This is a genomic window from Neorhodopirellula pilleata (assembly GCF_007859915.1).
In the GTDB taxonomy this organism is placed as follows: domain Bacteria; phylum Planctomycetota; class Planctomycetia; order Pirellulales; family Pirellulaceae; genus Rhodopirellula; species Rhodopirellula pilleata.
This window is the reverse complement of record NZ_SJPM01000001.1, coordinates 179,437-203,570: the sequence shown is the minus strand read 5'-3', so window position 1 is coordinate 203,570 and position 24,134 is coordinate 179,437. Positions and strand designations below refer to the sequence as shown.

The following is a 24,134-nucleotide window of genomic DNA, read 5'->3' as shown; positions in this document are numbered from 1 at the left end:
TCAATTCATTGTTGGACTCGAATCAGATCCGCCAATGCCTCGTCCACCAACTCGCTGCTCATCGGTTGTGATGTCGGCCCGTCGGGGAGACGTCGCGTTCCGGTGGGGAGGACGGCGTTCATCAGATCATCGGCGATTTCTGAATGTTCGACGTGGCCGAGAACGTGATTCATCTCGTGCATGATGACCGTCAACAGGTCCATCGAATCCGCAAAGTTTTCGTCGGACTGATTGTCATCATCAACGCTCGGTGTTGGGTCTACATACCAACCATGGTTGGCTGCGTTGATATCGATCTGAATGGAATCAGGCGACGCTAGTCCCAACAAGTCGTCTTCTAAGTCGGCGATCTCGACGGGTGTGCTGCGGAGTTGTTCGATCTGCTCTCCGTTCAAGCCGGTGGCGGCCAAACGTTCGATCGCTTCGGCGACGATGGGTGCCAGCTGTTCATTGCTCAGCACCGCATGGCAGGTGTCGCTGGTTGCGGTCGCCGCGGCCGTTAACGGATCGAAACTGGTGATTCCGGGACCAAACAAATCGTGACCGAGGATCAAAAGGGACATCTCATCGATTCGAGCCGTCAACGTGTCATTGTTCGTATCGCGACCAGTCAGAGGAACCGCGTCCCAAGTCCCGCTGAACGAGTCGTACTGGAACAGATAAAGGTCCTCCTCGATCTGATCGGAACTCAGTTCACTATGCCATTGATCCAACAACGACGAATCGTATCGGAAGGTTAGATCAACGTGGGTGAAAGTGGTTACATCGGCAGTGCCCGCCGTATCAACGAGCGACAAATCCCAGGCTTGAAAGGTCTCGCCGGTGAAATCAAAACCGTTACCGTTGAGTCCCGTTTGATCTTCCTCAGGAACGCCCGCCAAAGCTTCCAATCCGTACGGCTCATCGGGTGTCAAGTAATCGGCATTGAATTGCGCATCCTCGGAGAGCGATACGAATTCAAAACTCACACCACCGACGGTGGAAGCGCCGCCACCATGCGTTCCCACACTCGATCCGGACGAAACGGCGGTGAAGGTTGGTTCAATCTCGAAATCGTTTCCGGTAAACGTAGTTGCTACAACGCGGGTTTCAATCGTCAGGTTCCCGGCGTTGACCGTGGCCACATCCAATGCAACGTACGCACCAACGAAAGCGAGCATCGACTGTTCGGTCGGTAGGTTCCCGATCTCCACGTTTCGCGATTCCGATGTCGTCTCTACGGCCGTGTAGTCATTCACGCCCGCGAAGTAACCATCTGCCCCGGCCACCGCATCCCATTGGATCGCGACACTGCGGCTACCCGACGCCAAGGTTGCCGATTGGGCCGGAGAGTTAATGACAGCGGTATCAAGGAACGTTGACGTCGTGATTCCAGAAACATCCACCGTGACCGCAAACGATTCGTCGACGTTTCCGTCGTTTTCAAAGTCGACATCAAACGTGTACGTGCCGCCGAGGGATGCGATGAAATCTTCGGCAGATTGATTCTCCGCTGGTTCAAAATCGGCACTCAAGTAGTTTCCGAATTGAAAGTTCGTTTCATTGTCCGGCGTGGTCATTTCGATCGTCGTCAGGTACGAAACCCGATCGTCGTTGAGGTTCAGGTCCAAGATCGCCTGGTAAAACGGATCCACACCCGGTGGTTCGATGTATTCGATCGCCATGTCAAAGCTGGCAAACGGTGGAAGTTCGATTTGGAACGGTATCCTGTGAATCGAGCCGGTGGCGTCTTCGACCGGCGACCATTGGTCAGGAATCGCTGAGCCGTCCAAGGGAGCCCACGGCAATTCCGCAAACCCGTTCGCGGTTTGGGGTTGCCCGACAAAGCCAACACCCAAATCAACGGCAACCACCTCGGCGAACAACGGCGTGCTGATCGGGAGCGTCGATGTCGTGACACTTCGATCGGACGAATCAAGTTCGGCGTAAAACACCTCGGTGTCGTCGTCCAAAACGACCTTAGCGTCCAGTTCGTCGAAGGGACCATCACTCACATCCCAAGTCATCTCGACGGGATTGGTATCCGTCAAGACTACCGGCGAAGTGATCGTGACTTGAGGCTGCCCCGATCGCGTCGTGACGTTGAGCGAGCCGAAAATAATCGAACCGGCCGGTCCAGATAGCTCGTTCGGTTCGGTGTGCTCGTCGCTCACCGAAGCAAGCAGCGGACGGACCGACGTGCCCAGGATCGTGGGGTCCAATTCCACAAAGTTGGCCTCGAACGAGTGTGGCCCGGAATCAAGTCCGTTCGCCGTGACTCGGAAAGCGGCTTCGTCGAAAGTGAATTGCAAGTCCAAGGTCGTCCCGTCATAGGCCAGCGAATTGGTCAAAACGACGGTCTCTTCGGTGTCAGACAAAATGTCAAACAGGTTCACCGAAAGCGATGCCGTGGTGGCATTCAATCGAACGACTTCGGCAACCACGCCGGTTTGGGCTGTTTCGTTGTACAACCCGATCATCGCGGAATCGCGTTCGGAGATCGACTCGATCGACGACGCCAACTCAATCTGTTTACCGGCCGGGTCAAACGACGCGTCGGACAACAGAACCGGAGATTCGTCGTCGCCGATAATGTCGTTCAGCTCAACGGCCCCGTCGGATGTCGAGAACTCACCCGCAAACAGAATCGACCACCCCGTCGGTACGCCGTCGTTGTCGGCACCGTTGTCGAACGAATCATTCACGACCGTGACTTCTTCGGCGACGAAGTTAGCAGCAGCGGTGTCGAAGTCATAGTCGATCGTGAATTTGGCATCGTTGAAGTCGTCCGCTGGCGAGAGCGGATCGAAGTTGCCGTCGTAATCGATCAACACCGTCCAATCCCCATGAACCAATGTTCGAAACTCTTGATCGGACAATTGAGTCTGCTCGACCTCGATGTAGGCCTCGGCAAGATCCACGTTCGGGGTTCCTTGGTCGTTGTCGTGATCAACGTGGTAGATATACGTGTCCGCCGATAGATACGAACTCGCACCTGGCAACAACACGTAAACAGCCGACGCGACACCGAATTCGGCTTGCTGAAGCTGCAATTCAAATACAGCCAACCAGCTCGGGTCGCCTTCGCTGACGCGTTCTTGGGCCAGCCCGGCGAACATCTCAGCCTGTGACGTGCTTGCCGGTAGGATTTCATTGACGGTAATCGTGATCGTTTGCGAATCTGACGCGGCCCCGTCGCTGACAATCACGTCGAACGTGTGCACGCCGGTCTGCTGTTCATCCGGGGTCCACGTGAATACGCCTTCGGGCGAGATGGCCGCTCCGCTCGGTTCATTGCCATCAAGACTGAACGTCAAAGTATCAGCAAGGTTTTGGTCCGTCGCGGTGGCGTTGAACGTAATCAACGATGACTCATCACCAGTCAGATCGTCGATCGCCGCCAACACCGGTTCGCGGTTTCGTTCGCCGATCGTGATCGTGAATGATTGCGAGGTACTGCTGATTCCTCCGTTCGCGGTTCCGCCATCGTCGGTTGCCGTGACTGTCAACGTCGCCTGTCCAACCCCGTTCGGCTCGAACGTGATTTCGCCATTACTCGCGATCGTCGGAGCTTGACTGAAGAACGCGCCGCCGGTGTCGACCGATACCGAAAGCGTCACGGTTTGCCCCGATTCATCGGACGGGCCGGCGCTGAGATTGGTAACCAACGTTGCCGTTTGGATGCCATCGTAAAGGTCACCAGCGATATCCGATACCAAATCAAAGGTGGGCGCGTCATTGATCGCCGGGGAAATCGTGATCGTGAACGTTTGCGGAACCGACGTATCGACGCCGCCGTTCAAGGTGCCTCCGTTGTCGCGGGCCACCATGGTGACTTCGGCGATCCCGTTGGCGTTTTCGGCGGGCGTGTAGGTCAGATTGCCCGCCGCGTCGATCGCGGGGAGGACGGCGAACAACGCCGGATTGGAGTTGCCGGTGATCTCAAAAACGGCCGTTTGGGTTGATTCGTTAAGCGGCCCCACTGACGTGACGGTTGCCAAAGCGTTGACGGTTTGAGACTCAGAATCCTCGGCTACCGTAAGCGGGTCGCCCGCGATGGTGAACTGGGGTGCGTCGTTGACCGGGATGATCTCGATCGTGAAGGTTTGCGTTTCCGATGTGTCGATCCCACCATCGGCCGTTCCTCCGTCGTCTTGTAGTTGCACCGATACGGTGGCCGTCCCGACGGCATCGCCCGCTAAGGTGAACGTGAGAGTCCCATCGCTCGCGATCGCGGGTTGTACCGCAAACAAGGACGGATCGTCGGCCGAAACGTTGATGAACGTCACCGTTTGGGCGGCCTCGGTCGCGTCCAAACCGGGAGTTATCTCGGTCGCGATAACAAGGCTTTGCGGGCCGCCGTCTTCGAGCGTCTGCAACGACGTCGAAGGTAACGTGAACTCGGGTGCGTCGTTGACCGGTGTGCTTGCTTGCAAGCCGGTGTTGCCGGTGATGTTGAACGTGACCAAGGCGGTTGTGTCGGCGCTTAATCCGGCGTTGTTTAGTTGAACCGTACCTCCGGTGTTGCCGGTGATCGTGACGGCGGCTTCGTTACTACCACGCAGCGTCAACTGACTGTTCTCATCAAACACGAACGTGGACGCGACCGTGTTGAGGATCTCGATCAATGAACCACCATCCTGATCGATGTCGACGTCATCGAGTTCGAAGCTCGCGGTGCCTCCGTCAATTTGAATGGCTGTTCCGTTGACGCTCTGTCCGTTTTGGCTTTGAATCTGCACGCCGGACAACCGAATCGTTCCGGTAACGTTGGACAAACGAATGCCTTCGTTGTCGTTGCCTCCACCGGACGTGATGATGATCGTGAACTGCACGACCAAGTCGTCGACGCCATCGCCGGCGATACCGGCGCTGTTTTGCGGGTCCAATGTCACGCCGGCAACCGTGTTGCCACTTGCTGCGGTCGTGACGTCGCCGGTCGAACTGAAGATCAGCGGTGACGTGCCGTCGGTCGCCGGAAGTGACGCGGTACCGGTCGGGATCGCGATGCCCTGGCCGGTTAAGAAGGCCTCCAAGGTCATACCCGGGATGCCCGAACCAACAAGAAACTGATCCTCTTCAAATTCGAAACCGAGTGAATCGCCAACACCTTGTGACGTGTCATAGTTCACTCCGGTACCAACGACAAAAATGATGTCGCCGGGGGCGTCGGGATCATTGCCGTCGTCGTTGACCGCGGCAAACGAATCGAATGGCGAGAGCATCGTTCCGGTACCGCCGGGTGCGGCGGAGTTATCGATCACCCAAAGCGAAGGACCGATCTGGATCGTTGCGGTTTCTTGGTGTGTCAACCCGTCGCTGTCGATGACGGTGAACAAGAACGAATCCGTTCCGCTTGCTCCGGTCACAGGTGTGTACGTGAAGGTCTGGTTCGGTACGTCAACGACGACCGTACCGCTCGTCGACGCGTCATCGATCGAATCAAAACTGATCACGTCGTCGCCCACGTCGGTCGCGCCGACGAGCAGGTGCGAAAGCGGCAAGGTGACCGGGACATTGCCGAGGACATTGATCGTCTTGGCCTGCGCGATCGGCGCGATGTTGCCGACGGTCAAACTAAACGTGGTCGTCGCAATTCCGCCGTCGCTGTCGGTTGCCGTGATGGTGACCGTCTGAGATTCGTCCGGACCGTCGGTCGTGTTCAATGACCACGACCAAGTGCCATCGTTGTTGTCGACGATGTTCCCAACGCTCGCAGTCAACGCGACCGTGTCGGTCGCAATGTCGGAGTAAGTGCCGGTGTTATTGGCCGTTTGGCCTTCATCGACCGTCACCGAGGCGGAATCCGCCGCGACGACTGGAACCGCGTTATTGACGATCAAGTCAAACGTTGTCGTCGAAAGGCCGCCATCGCTGTCGGTGGCGGTGATCGTGACCGTTTGAGTGTCATCGGGACCATCGGTGGAAATCAACGACCACGACCAAGTACCGTCGTTGTTGTCGACGATGTTTCCAACACTCGCCGTCAACGCAACCGTATCGGTAGAAACATCGAAGTAAGTGCCCGTGTTGTTCGCCGTTTGGCCCTCGTCGACCGTCACGGAGGCTGTGTCCGCCGCCACGATGGGAACCGCATTGTTAACGATCAAGTCAAACGTTGTCGTCGTAATACCTCCATCGTCATCGGTGGCGGTGATCGTGACCGTTTGAGTATCGTCAGGACCGTCCGTGGTACTCAACGACCACGACCAAGTGCCGTCGTTGTTGTCGACGATGTTTCCAACGCTCGCCGTCAACGCAACCGTATCGGCAACGACGTCGGAGTAAGTGCCCGTGTTGTTGGCCGTTTGGCCTTCGTCGACGGTAATGCTTGCGGAGGTTGCGGCAACCAACGGCGCCACATTGTTGACCGTAATGCTGAACTGGAATTCGGTGGCTGCGCTGTGTTCATCCGTGGCCGTGACGGTAACCGTTTGGCCGACCACGTCGTCGGTGGTTGTCACTGACCACGCCCAAGTTCCGTCGTTGTTATCGACCACGGTGCCGACATCAGCCGTGAGTGTGACGGTGGCTCCAGCATCGACGTCCCCGTACGTACCTGAATTGGTAAGCGGGTTGCCTTCATCGGCCGTCGAGGTCGCCGCTCCGGTTACCGTGGGGGCATCGTTGACTCCCGTGATTGTGACGGTCACCTGGCCGGCTGCTTGGCCACCATTTCCATCGCTGAGCAAATATTCGAAAACGTCTGTGGCGGTTTGACCGACGTTTAGCGATTCGAATTGGTTATTCGGATCGTAAGAGATCGTGCGGGCTTGGGCGTCCAAGGTAAGGTTACCAACCGTCCCGACGTTCCCAAACGCGAGAATGCTTAACACATTATCGGGGTCCGGGTCGGTATCGTTGACCAACAAGTCATCAAAGGGAATAACCAGCGGAGGCCCGTCCTCACCGACGGTCGCGGTGTCGTCGACCGCGAGCGGGTCTCGGTTATTGGCCCCTGGAGTGTTGCTTGTGCCGATCGATGTTCCTACATCGCCGCCGTTTCCGCCGATGCCGTTGAAATAACCCTGCTGGATCAGTCCCCCGCCGTTGGGATCGAACAGGTCGACGTTGCCGCTACCGTTCAGATTAATCGTAAATCCGCCGACGGCGAGCAAATGCCGATCTTCGAGATTCTGAACGAGTAAGCGTCGTTTCGAAATTCGCGGACGAGTCTGTTGCCGAGTCCGTTGCCGGGACCGCATCAACGGGTGACCCATCATGTCGCAAAAAGGGAACTTCATCGTTAGGCTTCCTTGCCTGGTATTCGTATCAGAGTGTCAGTGTTTCAAGATCAGAATTGAATGATCGCATCGAGTGCGATCAGGAGCTGGTTGTCATCGCTGCGGTCATTGAAAGGCTTGATCCCGGCAACACCGCCGGGTACCGCCGGATTGCTCTCGACGTTGGAGGTGTCCCAACGGATTTCGTTTCGCAATAGAACGTTCGAGTGAGGTTGATAGTGAACACCGCCGGTGATCGCGAAATAATCTTCCCCGTTGAAGACGGTGCCGCCGGTGGAATATTCGACTGGAACTCCCAACCTTGTGCCGGAGTCGTCTCGGAACCATTCGACTCGCAAACCCGCCGACCATTTCTCCGAAAGCTGTTGCACGAGATACTGATTGATGCCCCACCAATTCCCGTCACCGAACTCGACCGTGTTGGTGGCGGTATTCAGTTCCAAGGTCGAGCCCTCTTGGTATCCGTAGTCCGCTTGCATGACGTAATAGGTGCTCGGCCGCAAATAGTGTTTCAGGACCAAACTCGCCCAAACTCGGTCGCCGTTGATCGAACCGCTGGCATCGGTGAATCCGGTGAAGTCATTGCCGTAATGACCGGTCAATGCGATCGTCGTTTGCCCGCCGCCGAGTTCTTTCATCAACCCTGCCCGCACGCCCCAATCGTCGCCGTCGGAATAGAACGAATCCCAACCCGTGGTCGCCGACACCGCACCGGCGAGCGTCGGGCTCAACTTGCCCGACCACATCACGCCCGACTGAGTGAAGGCATTGCCGTAGAGAAACGTGTAAGCGTGTGAATAGAAAAAATTCTCCGGTGCCGCGAACGTTTCGTACCCGCCTAACGCATAAAAATGGCCCGCGCGGATCACGCTGCCGTAGGGTCCGATCGGTGTGGCCAAGTCCAAATAAGCTTGGGGCAACGCGATGCCGTAGTCGGAATCCTCGCTATTCCAGCGACGTGAACGATCTTCATGACGCTCCAGTCCGGGGACCGTCACGTAACGACTGTCGGTGCCGTAATTGACATCGACGCGACCGCCCCAATCCCACGTCTGGCCGTTGATCGTGGCTTCCCGGCCGAGATAAAAATACAGTTGATTGAGCTGATAGTCGTTCGCGGCGTCGTTGAACAGAACCGGAGCGTTTGATCCGTTAGCCGGGTCTTCGGGATTGATCGTGAAGCCTTGCTGCAACCAACCGCCCATCCGCCATGGCGAAGCTTGCCATCCGAACAAGTCGTCGGACCGAACATGTCGTGACGATCGAATCGGTCGCAAATCACAGACATCGCCGGAGTGCATTTCAAAACTATCGGACATCTGCGAGATATCCTGAGAACCCTGGATCGGCGGAGTCGCCAGAGGGATCGGCAACGGCGCAGACGCTGGTGAAGGCGTTGGTTGGGCGACCGGCGTATCGGCGGAAAGGCCTTGCCATGCTGGCACGGTCGAAGCCGTGTCGTCGTCATCGATCATCTCGAATTGATTAGGCGATTCCTCAGACTGCTTGACTAACCATGACGGTGGAACCGTTTGCTGGGCCTGCGCCGCGACCGATCCGATTGCGAAAAGCACCAACCATAGCACGAGTCGTTTGATTAAAAACATTCCATCGTTTCCTACTTGAACAATACCCACCGTCCTCGCGGACGGTTGATTAAGTGCATTAAGCAATTCTTGTGAGCCGAACGCGGTAGCGGGCTGTTGATTTAGTGCACGATTGGGCGTTTTCGTTTAACGGCAAGCCGCAGGCGTCTGCGTTCTCAAGCTCTGTCGCCTGCGGCTTGCCGTTAAACGATTAAATCAACAGCCCGCTAGCCACAGACCTTATGGTGAGAATGTAATGCGTCGAGGCCCGTGGCTAGCGGGCTGTCGGTTTAGTGGATGTTGATGGTGGTTCGAAAAAGTTTTTTGTTGACTTCGGATGATCGCGTTGTGGGGGGGCTGCGGTTGCCTCCGGGCTCTCTCGACGCGTAAGGAACGATACTAAACGCCCTATTTCGGCGTGCAACGCCCCTATTGCCCCTAGACTGCCACTTCGGACGTCGCCGATGTCGACTCGGCGCGCAGCTCCGCTAGATGGCTCATGATCTTCTTTAAGTTGAACGCGGTTGCCGCCCACTTCCATTCTTGATTCACGCCGTCGCTGCCCCGAAGCAGAAAGCGGCGAAGGTCAAACATCACTTTGATCACCGCGAAGGGGGTCTCGCCGATGTGCTGACGACGCGAGTACGCTTCTTTCGCTGCACTCGTTTTCATCTTTTCTCGCTGACGACGGCGGGCTCCTTCATGCTGGTCGTCCTTCAACTCGCGGCCTCGCGGCGGGCGACTGCGTCGGTTGTTCTCCCCAGCAGCCGTGGCAGCCTTTGCGGACGGATCGCTTGTCGCTTCGCTCGCCTTGGAAGGGGACTCGCTTGCATGGACGTTCTTGCGACAAAGGGCGGCCAAGGGGCAGTCTTCACATTCGTGACAAGTGTAAACCTTCGACTGCACCGGAGAACCATTGCTATGCGTCGTGTTCTCGGTCGTGCGGTGCGAAAGCACCTTGCCGGCTGGACAGAAGTAACAGTCAAGCTCCTCGTCATAGATGAAGGCAGCTTTATCAAATCGCTTCGTTTGCGGGTTCATCGGAAGCTGGCCTAGTTGATCCTCGGGAACCGGCTGGGTCAGGTCGTTTCGTTGGGCGGGGTTGTTTTCGCGATTGGTTTCCGCGATCGGCCCGGTTAAATCGACCTCTTTGTCTTCGGCATCGCTGAGGTTTTGGCCCGTCGTGTAGGCCGAATCAGCCAGAACACGCTCGACATCAATGCCAAAGTCTTCGGCGATGCAATCAACGATGCTACTGAATTGATCGTGCTCGACGTTGCCGATCAACACGTCAGCACTGACGATCAAACCGCCCAATGTTTCGGTCGTCGCCATCGGTGTGTAGTTGGGTGCGTAGCCGCCTTCTTTGTTGGGCAGGATGCGACTGTCGGGGTCGGTCTTGGGAAGTTGGGCCGGTCCTTTGGTGCCGTTCTTCTTGCGAACCTCATCCATGTCTTGGACGGTCTTCATGTGCTCGGCAAGTTGCTCGCGGCGTGATTGCAAGTCCGCGACGGCCGCTGGCAGTCGATCCGCCGAGACGTCTTGGCCGATGAGATCTTCGTCGACAGCGTCGTTGGTTTCCAAGACGGCCAAGGCCTCTTCGAGCTGGCTATCGAGTTGCTCGAGTGCTTTGGCCAAACGTGCTGCGGTCCAGGTTTTGTACTTGTTGGCATCGCCGAGTACTCGAGTGCCGTCGATGCAGATTTCTGAAAGGTTGGCGATGCCAAGGTTGATCGCCAACTTGATCATCTGTTGGAAGATGTCTTTGAGGGCGGTGGCGTTTTTGCGGCGGAAGTCGCTGATGGTGCTGTGGTCGATGCGGCGACCGCTGGTGAGCCACATGAAATCGATCGAGTGCTTTAACTCGTATTCGATGCTGCGGCTGGAGCGGATTCGGCGGATCATGGCGAAGAGCAAGATCTTTGCCATGACGCTGGGGTGGATCGGTGGTTGGCCGAATGTGCCGTGATAGGCGGCTTCCCAGGGAGTCCAATCCATTTTGTCGAGGATTTCGTCGACCAGTCGGACGGGGTGCTCCTGGGGAATGAGTTCTTCCAGGGCCGTGGGAATTAGAACGAGTTGCCCACGTGGTGTGGGAGCGTCTTGCCAATAGCTGGCCTTGCGTTGCCTCTGGCTCACTTGGTCGCTTCCTTGGTGAGTTGGTTCCGGCGGCGTGACCGTGAGGCTAAAGAATACCAGACCTTTCAACTCAAGCGAACAGGGTACTGTCCCCTCATGTTATGGATACACTAAACCGACAGCCCGCTAGCGCCGTCGGCTCAGTCAATCAACGGCCCGCTCTTGGAGGATTAATCAAATTGGCGTCCCAAAAGTAAGACGAAACTTTGGCGTTTTTCAAAAATTGGCTAAAGTCGAATCGACGTCACGAATCGCTCGCAGTTTCACGACAATGGTTTGTTTTTTAGAACCTATCCGAAAAGGGGTCTGACCCTCTCCGGCGATACCCGCAAACGAATGAATAACGACTCGCCTCCAAAGGGTCAGACCCCTTTTCGGATAGGTTCTAAATAACACCTTGCTTACGCCAAGCGGCGTAGTCCGTCTTCCGTCATCGGGTTGGGGATTTCAAAATCGATCTCGTCGATCCTCGCCAAGGTTTCTGCGTCGAGGATTAAATCATCAGCGACCAACAGTTCCTGCAATTGAGCGACCGTGTTGGCTCCGATAATCGTCGAGGCGACGAAATCATGCTGCTTGCTCCATGCGACCGCCATCGCCGCGACACTGACACCGATGGATTGGGCGATCACCATCAACCGCCGAGTCGTTTCGATCGTGCGATCGTTGACGAAACGCTTGGCCATCCGTTGTTGACGTTCGCCGCCACCGGTCAAGTAATCCGTGAATCGAGCACCCTGCGGAGGCCCGTCGTTGTACTTGCCCGTCAACACGCCTCCACCAAGTGGTGAGTAGGGCAGCAAGCTGATGTTCTCGCGACGACACACCTGTGCCAGTTCACTCTCGCAACGTCGATTGATCAGACTGAAGTTGTTCTGCACGGTTTGGTATCGCTCGACTTCATGCAATTCCGCCACCCACAAGCTTTTCATTACGCCCCAGCAGGTTTCGTTGCTGCAACCGATCACGCGGACTTTGCCGGATCGTTTCAGATGAGTTAGTGCTTCGAGAACTTCCTCGTACGGCATCCCATGGTCGGGCCAATGGATCTGATAGAGGTCGATGTAATCGGTTTGCAGGCGTCGCAGCGAATCTTCGCAAGCCCGAACGATGGTGTGTCGATCCAGCGTCGTGCGGCCATGCCGAACGGGCGGTCGAAACCAACCGTGTCCCGGGCCGGTGACTTTCGTGGCCACCGTGATCAAATCACGCGGTTTCGTCGCCAGCCACCGGCCAAAGAACTCTTCGGTCACACCGAACGTTTCCGCACTCGGGGGTACCGGATAAATCTCGGCTGCGTCGAAAAACTGGATACCCGCGTCCAAGGCGACGTCGCAGATTTGGTGGCTCAGTGGTTCGGGGCAACTCGATCCGAAAGTCATCGTGCCCATGCAAATGTCCGAGACCGTGATGGCGCTGGAGCCTAAACGTCGTTGTTGCATGATTTCTTTTTTCAAACTTTGAGAGGGCAAATCGAATATGGAAGACCGACGGGAAGCCAAAAAACATTTTTGGGCTACAATGGAGTCCGCTAGTCGCCGATCATCGCCGACGCGTTGTACTGAATGTGCCTCAACGTGCAATCCCCGCCCGTTCCCCACCGATTTACCCCACCGAAATGCTCTCCCCCAAACTGCGATTTTCCCTCGGGATCCTGGCACTCGTCAGTGCCGCCCTCTTGACCCGCCCGGCAGCGGCCGAAAAACGATACGAACACGGCGTGGATTCGCAGTATCGCGACGACATTCCTCATGGCACCGTGACGCAGCATACCTGGACGGACAGCCAAGTTTTCCCCGGAACCAAACGCTATTACAGCGTTTACGTGCCGGCACAGTATTCGGGGGATGCGCCGGCCGCATTGATGGTCTTCCAAGACGGGCACGCCTACGAAGGCGTCAAGGGAGACTTTCGGGTCCCGGTCGTGTTCGACAATTTGATCGCCGAAGGAGCCATGCCACCGACGATCGCGGTGATGATCGATCCCGGGTACAAGGGCGACCTCCCGGAGAATCGAGGTTGGAATCCAAAGCCGCAAAACCGCAGCTTCGAGTACGACACCGTCAGCGGCGACTACGCCGAGTTCCTGCTGACGGAAATTTTGCCGGAAGTCGAGAAGAAGTTTTCGATTACTAAGAATCCAGAACTGCGTGCCGCTTGCGGTAGCAGTTCCGGCGGAATTTGTGCGTTCACGATCGCTTGGCATCGCCCCGATTCGTTCCGAAAGGTGTTGTCAAACATCGGCAGTTTCACAGATATTCGAGGTGGCCACAATTATCCGCCGATGGTTCGCAAATCGGAACGCAAACCGATTCGTGTGTTCCTGCAAGACGGCAGCGCCGACTTGGACAATCAGTTTGGAAACTGGCCGTTGGCCAATCAGCAAATGGCTAAAGCTCTCGCGTTCAAAGACTACGACTATCAATTCGTCTATGGCGAGGGTGCCCATAACGGCAATCATGCGGGATCGATTTTCCCCGACGCGCTGCGTTGGTTATGGCGTGACTGGAAAGAAGAAACCCCGTGAGCGACATCGACGTCCCCTTTACCGTCGCGTTCACTCATCGTCTTCGCCAAACCCATGACATCTCCGGCAGCGATTTTGAAACGCTGTTGTCGGTACTGCAAACCGAAGAAAACCAACCAGCCAAAGTGTTGTTGTGGGTCGATTCGAATTTGCAGCGGGCGAACGGCGTTGAGTCAGACTCTCGCACCGAATCGTTCGGCGATCGACTCGAGAAAAGCTTGCGGTCGAGCGGCCGCATCGAATTGGCCGCACCACTGCATGTGATCCCGGGCGGCGAAGCGAGTAAGAACTCCGAAGCCGTTTTGGAAACGCTGCTTTCATTGATTCATGAATACAACCTAGACCGGCGCAGCTATGTGATCGTCGCGGGTGGTGGGGCGGTGCTCGACGTAGCCGGTTTTGCGGCCGCGATCGCGCATCGCGGAGTGCGTTTGATTCGTTTGCCGTCGACCACCCTCGCGCAAGCCGACTCCGGCGTCGGGGTCAAAAACGCGATCAACCAATTCAACAAAAAGAACTGGGTGGGAACGTTCGCGGTGCCATGGGCAGTCATCAACGACGCCAAGATACTCCAAACGTTGCCCGACCGAGACTTCCGCAGCGGACTGACCGAGGCCGTCAAAGTTGCTCTGCTCAAAGACCGTGACTTTTTTGAATTTCTTTTTGATCACGCGGAACAACTCCACGACCGCGATCTTTCGATCAGCACGCGTGCGATCGCGGAGTCCTGCCGCTTGCATCTCGATCACATCACACTGGGTGGCGATCCGTTCGAAGCCTTGGAGGCCCGTCCGTTGGATTTCGGACACTGGTCCGCTCATCGCCTTGAACCCATGACGGGCTACTCGCTGCGACACGGCGAGGCGGTCGGCATCGGGGTTGCAATCGATACGTTGTATTCATCGAGGATGTTTGGGTTCCCGACGGACGATGCGGCGCGAGTCTGTCAGACGCTGGCAAGATTGGGGACGCCGCTGTGGTGTGACGCACTTCAAGACAGTGATGCGATCTTGCGCGGCCTGGAAGAGTTCCGGCAACACCTCGGTGGACGTCTGACCGTGACCATGCTCACCGCAATCGGTCGCAGTATCAACGTGCATGAGATCGATCGAGATGTGATGTTAGAATGCGTCAAGGAACTGCATTCGATCAACGCATCCATTGAAGTTTAAGTGCTAGCACAACCGCACCAGTAAATCAGCAAAACACGTAGGCGAGTCTCTCCGAAATCCGCGGCATTCAACGTCTCGGAGAGACGCTGCGACGTGCGTTTATCATCGCGTGAATAATAAGTGGCAGTTAATGTTCACGCGATGCTTAGGTATTGCCGGAGAAGTCAGCCCCCCTTTCAGATAGGCTTCAAGTAAGAATGAATCAATCAAACCATTTAATCCCCACCGCGTTGACCGTCATCACCATGGCATTCTGCCAGATCGGTTTCGCCCAATACGAACCGCAATCGGATGTGGCGCTCGGGCAAGGAACCATGGCCGGGGAAGTCACCCATCATTCGGCTCTGTTGCAAACCCGACTCACTCGCGGCACTGACTTGAATGACGACGGTGATTTACCGGGGGCCGAAGGTTTCGTCACGTTCAAGTGGGACACCGATCCCAAGTTCACGAATTCGCAAGAAACACCCCTTCAACCCGCGCTTCCCGGACACGATTACGTCGTTCGCGCCGAACTGACGGGGCTTGAGGCCGATACGCTTTATTTCTATCGAGCTTCCTACAATCGCAATGAGAATGAACGCACAGATGGGCCGACCTGTTCGTTCCGAACATTGCCGGGCCCCGACAGCGATCGACCTGTTCAATTCATCATCGGTAGTTGCATGAACTACATCAAGTTCATGCATGGACGCGAGGGAAGAGCCAGCGGTCCACTGACGGCGACTCCGGAAGACAAACGACAGGGTTTTCCCGCTTTTGAAATCATGAAGTCCAAGGAACCGCTATTTTTTGTCGGCACCGGCGATATCGTTTACTACGACAATCCGATGCGAGACGCCAAGACCGTCGAAGAGATGCGTCGGTGTTGGCACGAGCAATTTCGGTTCCCCCGCATGATCGAGTTTTTTCAAGACGTGCCGGGATTTTGGTCCAAGGACGATCACGATTTTCGGTTCAACGATTCGGACAATCGCTCGACCAAACTACCGCTTCCCGAGACCGGGATTCGAATCTTTCATGAGCAACTTCCCATCGCGCCGGCCGACGCGACCGATCCCAAAACCTATCGCACGATTCGCATCAATCGCGACGTTCAAATCTGGTTGACCGAGGGCCGCGACTACCGATCGCCCAATAAGTCGCCCGACGGTCCAGACAAAACGTTGTGGGGCGTCGAGCAACGCGAATGGTTGCAGTCGACGCTCAAAGCCAGTGATGCGAAATGGAAGCTGATGATCAACCCCACCCCGATGGTCGGCCCCGATGACGCGTACAAGAAAGACAACCACGCTTCATTGGAAGGATTTCGTCATGAAGCGAACGCGTTCTTTGATTGGTTAAAGACCAATGAGATCGATAACGTTTTTCTGTTTTGTGGAGATCGTCACTGGCAATATCACAGCATTCATCCATGCGGCATCAACGAGTTCGCCTGCGGTGCGCTCAACGATGAAAATTCTCGAAACGGAGTCCGCCCCGGCGATCGAAAAGGCACCGATCCGGATGCCATGGTCATTCAACCGTACATCTCGCCCGAACCCAGTGGCGGTTTCATTGAGATCACCGCCGGTCCAAAGACGCAGGTGTCATTTTTCAACGACGAGGGCCGTCTCATGTATCAGTTCGACTTGCCCGAGAAAGCACCTGGCAATTGAGAAAAGACGCGATTGAAGTCCGACGAGCGAGAAACCAAAGTTGTCACCCGAGCTCGTGCCATCGAATGAATCGCCAGCTCCTCTATATGACTTCAACGATCAAGTGGGCCATCGGCTTGGGGGCTTCCTCGATCGTGACCCATGTGGTTGGATCCGGGGTCATTGCGTTTTTGTCGTCATGCAATGCGATGATCGGTTGCCCTTGTTCGACACGTTGACCGATTTGAACCATCAATTCAATTCCGACGCGATGATTCAGAGTTTCCCCACCCCGCCGACGTCCGCCGCCGGCGAGAATGATCGCGTCGCCGATCGCTTCGCAGTCGATCCGAGAAACCCAGCCGGCGACCGGTGCCCCCCATTCGCGTCGCGACTCAAGGGATAAGATTCCCGAGGTGGGCAAGCGACCGTGTTGCGCGGTGATCATGCGCTCGAACCGCTCCATCGCGTCTCCTTGATCAAGGGCACGCGTGAGCATTTGTTGGGCTTCCTCGAGTCCGCCGGCCAAATCGACCGCGATGAGTGATTGAGCGGCCAATCGGATCGTCAAGTCGCGAACCCGCGCGACACGTTCATTGCACGTCCCTCCCCGCAAAATTTGAATGGCTTCGTTGACCTCGATGGCGTTGCCGATTGCTTCGCCGAGCGGTTGGTTCATGTCTGACAGGATCGCGTTAGTGGGCAGGTGCGAACCGGCGGCAACCTCCACCAAGCGACCTGCCAATTCGCGGGCTTGTTCGACATCAGGCATGAATCCGCCTCGGCCGACTTTCACGTCCATCGTCAATGCATCGAGCGACGCGGCGAGTTTCTTGCTCAAGATACTCGCCGTGATCAATCCGACCGACTCGACCGTCGCGGTGACATCGCGAAGTGCGTACAGCTTGCGATCGGCCGGCGCGATCGATTCGTCTGCGCCGATGATGAACGCCCCAACCCGGCGCAAAACGTCGGACGATTGATCGATCGACAAGGATGTTTCGAATCCCTCGATCGCTTCCAGCTTGTCCAGCGTGCCACCGGTGCGTCCCAACCCGCGACCGCTGATCATCGGCACGTCGCAACCGACCGCCGCGAGCAACGGTGCCAAGACCAGTGAGACCTTGTCACCGAGTCCGCCGGTGCTGTGTTTGTCGACCCGCGGGCGATCGGTGACGCGAGGCAGGCGGGTGCCGCTGGCGAGCATCGTGGCTGTCAAATCGACGGTTTCACGCGAGTTCAAACCGCGAATGCAAATCGCCATCGCCATCGCCGCCATCTGGGCTGGGGAGACCGAACCATCGCAAAAACCGCGAATCAGGAACTCCCACTGGTCTTTGGTCAATTCGCCCGCATCGCGTTTTTGGCGAATCAGATGGGTACAGAGCATGGTTGGACTTGACATCGGCGGGCCGAAAAAGCGATTGCTCGGGTCGAGCGATTTCAAACTTGAGTCATTTTTTCAAAAAAGTAGAAAACGATCCGGTGTTACCATCCTTGATTTATCGACGACGCACAAGCAACGACGGTCGCCCGCGATCGACCGCGTCGATGGTGTTCGCATGGACGGTCGCGATCATGGTCGTTGCATGGCACCCATGGATCGCCCCCGCCTCGGCCCAAAATGGCGGCGATCCTTACGCGACTTCCGGGATCAGCACCGGATACTCGTCCGGGCCGCCGATCGCGATTCAAGGTCTGCCGACTTGGTCCGGGGCGACACCGACGTGGCTGTCCGGAGCACGTTTTCCTAACCTAGGCATGCCTAATGTGGGCAACCCGTTCGGCTACCTACCTGGACAAGGGGCCACTTCCACGCGGCTTTGGCTCCGCGCCGAGTATCTGTACTGGATTACCGAAGGCATGCAAACCCCGGCGCTGGTGACGACGAGTCCCGATGCCACGGCTCAGGCCAGCGCCGCGATCTTAGGACTTCCCAATACAAGCGTGTTGTTCGGTGGCGGCGAGATCAACGACGACGGAACCAGCGGCCTGCGGATCAAGAGCGGCTTCTTCTTGAATCGTTCGGGTGCGTTCGGGATCGAAGGCGAGTACTTCGGACTGGCCAGCCAAGACGACGGGTTTTCCGCGTCGACCGGTCGCGCCATCCTTGGGCGGCCGTTCTACGACACGACCTTCGACCGCGAGACCGCACAACTTATCGACTTCCCTGGTGTAGTCGATGGTTCACTATCGATCACATCGGATTCCAAGCTTCGTTCTTTCTTGTTGGCAGGACGGGCTTCGTTGTGTCCGACCTGTGGCGGGAACTGCGTGACGTGTCAGAACACCGACCGCGTCGATTGGATCGTCGGCTATCGGCACCTGACCTTGGAGGACGGATTGTCGTTTTCGGAAAATCTCACCTCTTTGAATCCGGCCGCTCCCGGGGAAATTCAATTGTCGGAATCGTTTCAAACCGAAAACGAATTCAACGGATTGCAGTTAGGCGTGACCTACCAAGCCAACTTGCGTCGGGTATGGCTGGAATCGTTATTGCGAGTCGCCATCGGAAACAACCAACAAACCGCTCGGATCAGCGGTCGGACTTCGATCACGGAGTTCGGGACGACTGAGACTTACGACGGCGGCTTGTTGGCGCAGCGTTTCAATTCGGGCAAGTTCGAGCGGGAACAATTCACCATGATTCCGGAGGTCGGGTTGACCCTCGGCGTGCGGTTGTTCGATTGGTTATACGCCACGGGCGGCTATTCGCTTGTCTATCTGCCGGCGGTCATTCGGGCCGGCGACCAAATCGATACTGACATTAACCCCGGCTTGTTGCCGCCCGAAGACAATCCGCTGACCGGGTCGAATCGACCACGTTTTCGCTTTATTGAAAGCGATTACTGGGCCCACGGCCTGAACGCCGGTTTGCAATTGCAGTTCTAAGGCGCGTAGTAGTTGCTTAGTACCTTTTCGAATAGGCTCTAAACTGCGTTCGTCCGTTCATCAATTGAGAGTGAGTTACGGCGAGACGTTCACCTTGCACAAATGCTGACGTTCCTTCTTTTGGGGCGTCTACAAGCGAACGTACTTACATGGGGACTACATGCTTTACCTCGCCGTCGTCGTACACATAAACAGTAGGAGCATTCGGTGATGGATCAACACCACGGTCTTCGTACTCGTACGATATCGCCCAGCAAGGTCGCCCAAAACTTTCGACGATCTGAATCTCATCATGATCGAATTCGGCAAGCAAGTCCGCATGGTCTCCGAGCAGTTCAGCGGGCGACTCGCTCTCGTGATATTTCGCCGATCTGATGAAAAACCCGCGAATTCCTGCTCTTTCTAAGTGTTTTTCGGCAATATCGATCGCCGTTTGGATGGCAGGTATTGTTTTCATAGTTCTCCAACCTCCCTTAAAGCGTGTAGCAGTTGCTCAATTGCATTCTTTCGTTCAGCACTTGAGATTGAATTCCAGTGATTGCTCCGCATCCAATCGAGAACCCAGCGTTCACGATCAACTTGCGAAAGTTTAATCCATTCGTTGTAGTTCTTTCCAAGAGACTTCCAATGTTCGAAATGTCCGAGTTCGTGCAGTTTTTCGTAGCTGGTTGCGTTTGTCGGAAGATGCAGTTCCGCCTTCCCTCGTTCATTCGGACGGAATTTGATGACTACGTTTCCATTGGCGTCCAACTTTCCGACCGATAGCCATACGTCGTCGTTGCTTAGAACACTTCGTAGTGCGTCAAACTCTGCGCTTGTTAGCCGTGTTCCGGTGACACGTCCACCTTGCATAAATGATGATACTCCACCCTTTGGGGCCGAAAGTCTTGGCGTCTTTCGCTACGAGAGACGGGAGGGTCACTTCAACTGATAGCACATCAGCTTGTCCTGCTCGCGCAAATACAACTTGCCATTGGCAATCACGGGATGTGCCCAGCTTTCTCGTTCTTGGAAGGCGGGTTTGAATACGCTGACGACTTTGAATTCTTTTGGAGTCGCTTCGGTTAAGATCAGCGTTCCGTCTTGTCGTCGATACAGGATATGGCCGTCTGCGTAGATCAAGCTTGTTTCGCCACTGCCTTCAGCGCGGACGGGTCCCCAAGCCGCTTCGCCGGTCTTCATCTCGATACAGATCGGCTTGCCGTCTCCGTTGCCGTGGCCGCAGTAGATGTATCCGTCGACGAGCGTCATCCCACCGTGTTTGTTTTGCAGCTCACGACCTTCGAGCCAATAAACTTCTTCGGCGGACACGCCGCCTTGGGTCGAGGTGAGTTTCAGCAGCGCCGAGCCGGTGTTGTAGCCGGTGCTTGTGAACACGTAGTCGCCGTCGACGATCGCGGTCGGGATATTGGCCGTCGTGTTGCCGACCCGTGCATATCGCCACAGGACTTCCCCGTCGGTCGCACGGATGCCGATCAACCCGCGACCGACCAATTGGATGTATTGTTTCACGCCACCACCATTGGAGATCACCGGGGACGCGTATCCGGCTCCCTGTTTCAAGTCGGGACCACCTTGATCGACGGCGGTTCCGTTGAGAACGGCAGCCCAGAGTTCTTCGCCGGTCATTTTGTTCAGTGCGACCACCACACCGCGATCGCCACCGGGTGTGCAGATGACTGCATCGCCGTCGACCAGCGGTGATTCGCTGAATCCCCATCCACTCATCATTTTGCCGTTCCAATCTTTGAAGTCACGGCTCCACTTTGGCGAACCGTCGCGGATGTTCAAGCAAACAACACGGCCGTCGCTGCTGACCGCATAGAGACGGTCGCCATCGATCGTCGGCGTGCAGCGGCTGCCGCCATAGCCGTGATCCGGTTCGTTGCCGGTGATCGGTTGTTTCCAAACGACCTTGCCGGTGTCAGAGTTGATCGCCACGACGGATTGCTTGCCGTCGACATTGCCGGTCGTGAAAACCCCCCGACCGATCACCGAAACGCTCGCGTAGCCGCCACCGAGGCCCTCGGCCATCCATTCCAACGGCGGTCCGTCATCGCCCCAAGTTTGGAACAATCCGGTTTCGCCAGAACGATTGGCTCGATCGGCGCCGCGCCATTGCAACCAATTCTCGGCCAAGGCGGACGTCGCCACGGACGTCGTTGTGATGACGGTCAACAACAAACTCCAACACCCGATCGCGTTGAGGCGACGAATACCGCGTGAATGGATGGAATTCGGTCTCGATGATTGGTAACGGTTCATTGGGGGCATGCCTTGTGATCTTAATTGCCGGTCGCCACCTGACTTTGTAAGTCGAGTGGCGGTTAAGGTGGGACAGGGAATTCGACTCGATGAGCCGGGTGGATGACGCAGATTCAAATGTTTTATACGCTTAAACACATCCCTTGTGGAAGGATTCGCTCTATAATTCTTTGAGTCCGGGATGTCCCAGGTTCCGCGAACTTGTGGAGTTTGACCGATACGTTTCTCAAGATCAATTGTCATGATTCCATTGCGAAGATTTCGAATACCGTCTCTGTGGCCGATCGCCATCGTGTTGTTGGTCGCCTTTGATGGACCGTCGCCGATGGTCATCGCTGCGGAAACGGTGGTGAATTTCACCCAAGATGTTCAACCCATTCTTGCCAAGCATTGTTACGCCTGCCACGGGCCCGATGTCGCCGAAGGCGGATTACGTTTTACCGACGCCGAAGCTGCGTTGGCCGAAACGGAATCTGGAGCATTCGCGATCGTGCCGGGCGATGTTGAGGCCAGTCATCTGATCGCTCGCATCACCAGCGACGACGAATACGAGCAAATGCCCCCCGAGGGTGATCGCTTGACGGCGGCGCAAATTCAAACATTGAAGACATGGATCGAGCAGGGCGCGACATGGAACAAGCACTGGGCGTTTGAGCCGATGAAACAGTCGGCACCTCCCAAGGTCGACGCGGATGAGTGGAACGCGAATCCGATCGACGCGTTTATCTACGATTCGCTCGCTCAAGCGAACTTGAAACCCAATCCACCCGCCGATCGCGCCACGTTGATCCGACGTGCGTTTTACGATTTGACCGGATTGCCACCCACTGCAGAACAAGTTCAATCTTTCGTGAACGATCCCGATCCGAAGGCGTTCGAACGACTCGTCGACGAATTGTTGCAGTCGCCTCATTACGGCGAACAGTGGGGACGCCATTGGCTCGACCTGGTGCGCTATGCCGAAACCAACTCTTACGAACGGGACGGCGTCAAGCCGAACGCGTGGAAGTATCGCGACTATGTCATCAAGTCGCTCAACGACGACAAACCCTATGATCAATTCGTCCGCGAGCAACTCGCCGGCGACGAACTCGACGAAGTGACGGTCGAGACATTGACCGCAACGGGGTACTACCGTCTTGGCATCTGGGACGACGAACCCGCCGATCCATTGCAGGCACGATTCGACGAATTCGATGACATCATCACGACGACCGGCCAAGCGTTCCTGGGTCTGACAATCAATTGCGCCCGCTGTCACGATCACAAAATCGATCCGATTCCACAAACGGATTACTACGGCATGCTGGCGTTCTTGGCCGACATCACGCCATGGGGGCGACGTGGCAACAATAACGAAAATAACCAGATCGACGTATCGACCGACGAAGTCAATCGTTTGTATCAAGAAAACGATGACCAACGGCGAAAACTCGAATCCGAAATGCGAGAGATCGAACAAGCTGGCATCGTCAAGATGTCCGCCCCCGATCAACGTGCTACCGAAGGAAATCAACGCGAACGCGATCGGGTCTTGCGAGACAAACTCAAAGACAATTTGTCGGGGCAACAATGGTCGCAGTACCAGGAACTCAAACAGCAATTTGAAACCGTCAAGGACGCCGCCGCGAAACTTCCGCCGCGCGAGAACGTCATGGGCTTGGCGGTTTGCAACCCGCGTCCCGGGCAAACGTTTGTTCTCTTCCGCGGCAATCCGCATTCGCCCGCCGATCCGGTCGTCCCGCAGTTCCCTTCGATTTTCGATGAAACCGTTCCCGAGATCCCTGAACCCGAACCCGACGCACGTTCGGCCGGTCGTCGACGAGTGCTGGCCGACTGGATCACCAGCCCAGAGAACCGTTTGACAGCCCGCGTCATGGCGAACCGAATTTGGCAATTCCATTTCGGTCGTGGAATTGTTCGTAGCAGCAACAACTTCGGTCAACTCGGCGTGCCGCCGACTCATCCGGAGTTGCTCGATTGGTTGGGGCATCGGTTGATCGATGAAGGTTGGAAGCTCAAGTCGATGCACCGTTTGATCATGAACAGCCGCGCTTATCAAATGTCATCGCAGGCGATCGAACCGGCGGTCTCTCAGGATCCCAATAACGATCTGTTTTGGCGATATGATCCACGACGATTACGTGCCGAAGAGGTTCGCGACTCGATGCTGGCGTCTGCCGGCGTGCTGAACCGAAAAACCTACGGCCCGAGCTTCTACGAAAAACTGTCGGCGGAAGTCTTAGCCGGACAATCTCGGCCCGGCGATGGTTGGGGCGACTCGCCTCAACAACAGCGTGACCGACGCAGCCTTTACATCCACGTCAAACGTTCGCTGTTGACTCCATTGCTGACCGCATTTGATTTTCCCGATCCGGACCTGACTTGCGAGGAGCGGTTCGCAACGTTGCAACCGGGCCAAGCGTTGGCACTTCTCAACGGGGATTTCGCTCACTCTCAAGCGTCTCGGCTGGCTGAGTCGATCGGTGCTGCCGAAACGGACAATGTTGCCGTGGTCGAGCGTACGATTTTCGCCGCGCTGCAACGTTCGGCGACGGCGGAAGAAGTGTCTCGCGGCGATCGATTGATTCAATCGCTGATTGACGAGCATGGATTGTCTCGTTCACGGGCGACCCAATTGTATTGCTTGTCGGTTCTGAATTGGAATGAATTTTTGTTTCTGGATTAGAGGG

Annotated in this window: 13 protein-coding genes; 5 read left to right on the top strand and 8 right to left on the bottom strand. The window is 56.2% G+C overall.

All coding sequences use genetic code 11. The features are described from left to right. Window positions 1-5 precede the first annotated feature (5 nt). From Pla100_RS00570 to Pla100_RS00555, 4 genes are all read right to left on the bottom strand, one after another. On the bottom strand, window positions 6-7,223 hold the full coding sequence (locus Pla100_RS00570) for an Ig-like domain-containing protein (protein WP_146575767.1): 7,218 nt from the start codon (window positions 7,221-7,223) through the stop codon (window positions 6-8). 50 nt (window positions 7,224-7,273) lie between these two features. Beyond that, entirely contained in the window at window positions 7,274-8,830 is a 1,557-nt protein-coding gene (locus Pla100_RS00565; protein ID WP_146575766.1) for an outer membrane beta-barrel protein, read from the bottom strand. A gap of 417 nt (window positions 8,831-9,247) precedes the next feature. Continuing rightward, the gene (locus tag Pla100_RS00560) at window positions 9,248-10,948 is read right to left on the bottom strand and encodes an IS1182 family transposase (RefSeq protein ID WP_197167612.1); all 1,701 of its coding nucleotides are present in this window, start codon (window positions 10,946-10,948) and stop codon (window positions 9,248-9,250) included. A 401-nt stretch (window positions 10,949-11,349) separates the two neighbouring features. Beyond that, a complete protein-coding gene (locus Pla100_RS00555) occupies window positions 11,350-12,390 on the bottom strand; it encodes an aldo/keto reductase (protein WP_146575764.1) in 1,041 nt (346 codons plus the stop codon). Window positions 12,391-12,566: 176 nt separating this feature from the next. Between Pla100_RS00555 and Pla100_RS00550 the strand changes: the two genes are divergently transcribed. The 3 genes from Pla100_RS00550 to Pla100_RS00540 all read left to right on the top strand — a co-directional run bounded on the left by Pla100_RS00550 (window position 12,567) and on the right by Pla100_RS00540 (window position 16,305). After that, window positions 12,567-13,475 carry an alpha/beta hydrolase gene (locus tag Pla100_RS00550; RefSeq protein ID WP_146575763.1) on the top strand — a complete coding sequence of 303 codons (909 nt, stop codon included), beginning with the start codon at window positions 12,567-12,569 and terminating at the stop codon, window positions 13,473-13,475. Then, the gene (locus tag Pla100_RS00545; protein ID WP_146575762.1) at window positions 13,472-14,647 is read left to right on the top strand and encodes a 3-dehydroquinate synthase; all 1,176 of its coding nucleotides are present in this window, start codon (window positions 13,472-13,474) and stop codon (window positions 14,645-14,647) included. Before Pla100_RS00550 ends, Pla100_RS00545 begins: the two co-directional genes overlap by 4 nt. A 197-nt stretch (window positions 14,648-14,844) precedes the next feature. Then, the gene (locus tag Pla100_RS00540; protein ID WP_231602503.1) at window positions 14,845-16,305 is read left to right on the top strand and encodes an alkaline phosphatase D family protein; all 1,461 of its coding nucleotides are present in this window, start codon (window positions 14,845-14,847) and stop codon (window positions 16,303-16,305) included. Between the two features lie 82 nt (window positions 16,306-16,387). Here the strand turns inward: Pla100_RS00540 and Pla100_RS00535 are convergent, their stop codons facing one another. Next, window positions 16,388-17,689 carry a thymidine phosphorylase gene (locus Pla100_RS00535; protein ID WP_231602501.1) on the bottom strand — a complete coding sequence of 434 codons (1,302 nt, stop codon included), beginning with the start codon at window positions 17,687-17,689 and terminating at the stop codon, window positions 16,388-16,390. A gap of 44 nt (window positions 17,690-17,733) precedes the next feature. On the opposite strand from Pla100_RS00535, the gene Pla100_RS00530 reads away from it, so the two are divergent. Next, window positions 17,734-19,176, top strand: a complete 1,443-nt coding sequence (locus tag Pla100_RS00530; RefSeq protein ID WP_231602500.1) for a BBP7 family outer membrane beta-barrel protein — start codon at window positions 17,734-17,736, stop codon at window positions 19,174-19,176. Between the two features lie 145 nt (window positions 19,177-19,321). Here the strand turns inward: Pla100_RS00530 and Pla100_RS00525 are convergent, their stop codons facing one another. From Pla100_RS00525 to Pla100_RS00515, 3 genes are all read right to left on the bottom strand, one after another. Next, window positions 19,322-19,633 carry a hypothetical protein gene (locus tag Pla100_RS00525; RefSeq protein ID WP_146575761.1) on the bottom strand — a complete coding sequence of 104 codons (312 nt, stop codon included), beginning with the start codon at window positions 19,631-19,633 and terminating at the stop codon, window positions 19,322-19,324. After that, entirely contained in the window at window positions 19,630-20,028 is a 399-nt protein-coding gene (locus tag Pla100_RS32330) for a zincin-like metallopeptidase toxin domain-containing protein (RefSeq protein WP_146575760.1), read from the bottom strand. Before Pla100_RS32330 ends, Pla100_RS00525 begins: the two co-directional genes overlap by 4 nt. A gap of 66 nt (window positions 20,029-20,094) precedes the next feature. After that, window positions 20,095-21,450 (bottom strand): PQQ-binding-like beta-propeller repeat protein, encoded by a 1,356-nt coding sequence (locus Pla100_RS00515; protein WP_231602498.1) that lies wholly within the window; start codon window positions 21,448-21,450, stop codon window positions 20,095-20,097. A 232-nt stretch (window positions 21,451-21,682) separates the two neighbouring features. On the opposite strand from Pla100_RS00515, the gene Pla100_RS00510 reads away from it, so the two are divergent. Further along, entirely contained in the window at window positions 21,683-24,130 is a 2,448-nt protein-coding gene (locus tag Pla100_RS00510) for a DUF1549 domain-containing protein (RefSeq protein WP_146575758.1), read from the top strand. The last annotated feature ends 4 nt before the right edge of the window (window positions 24,131-24,134 follow it).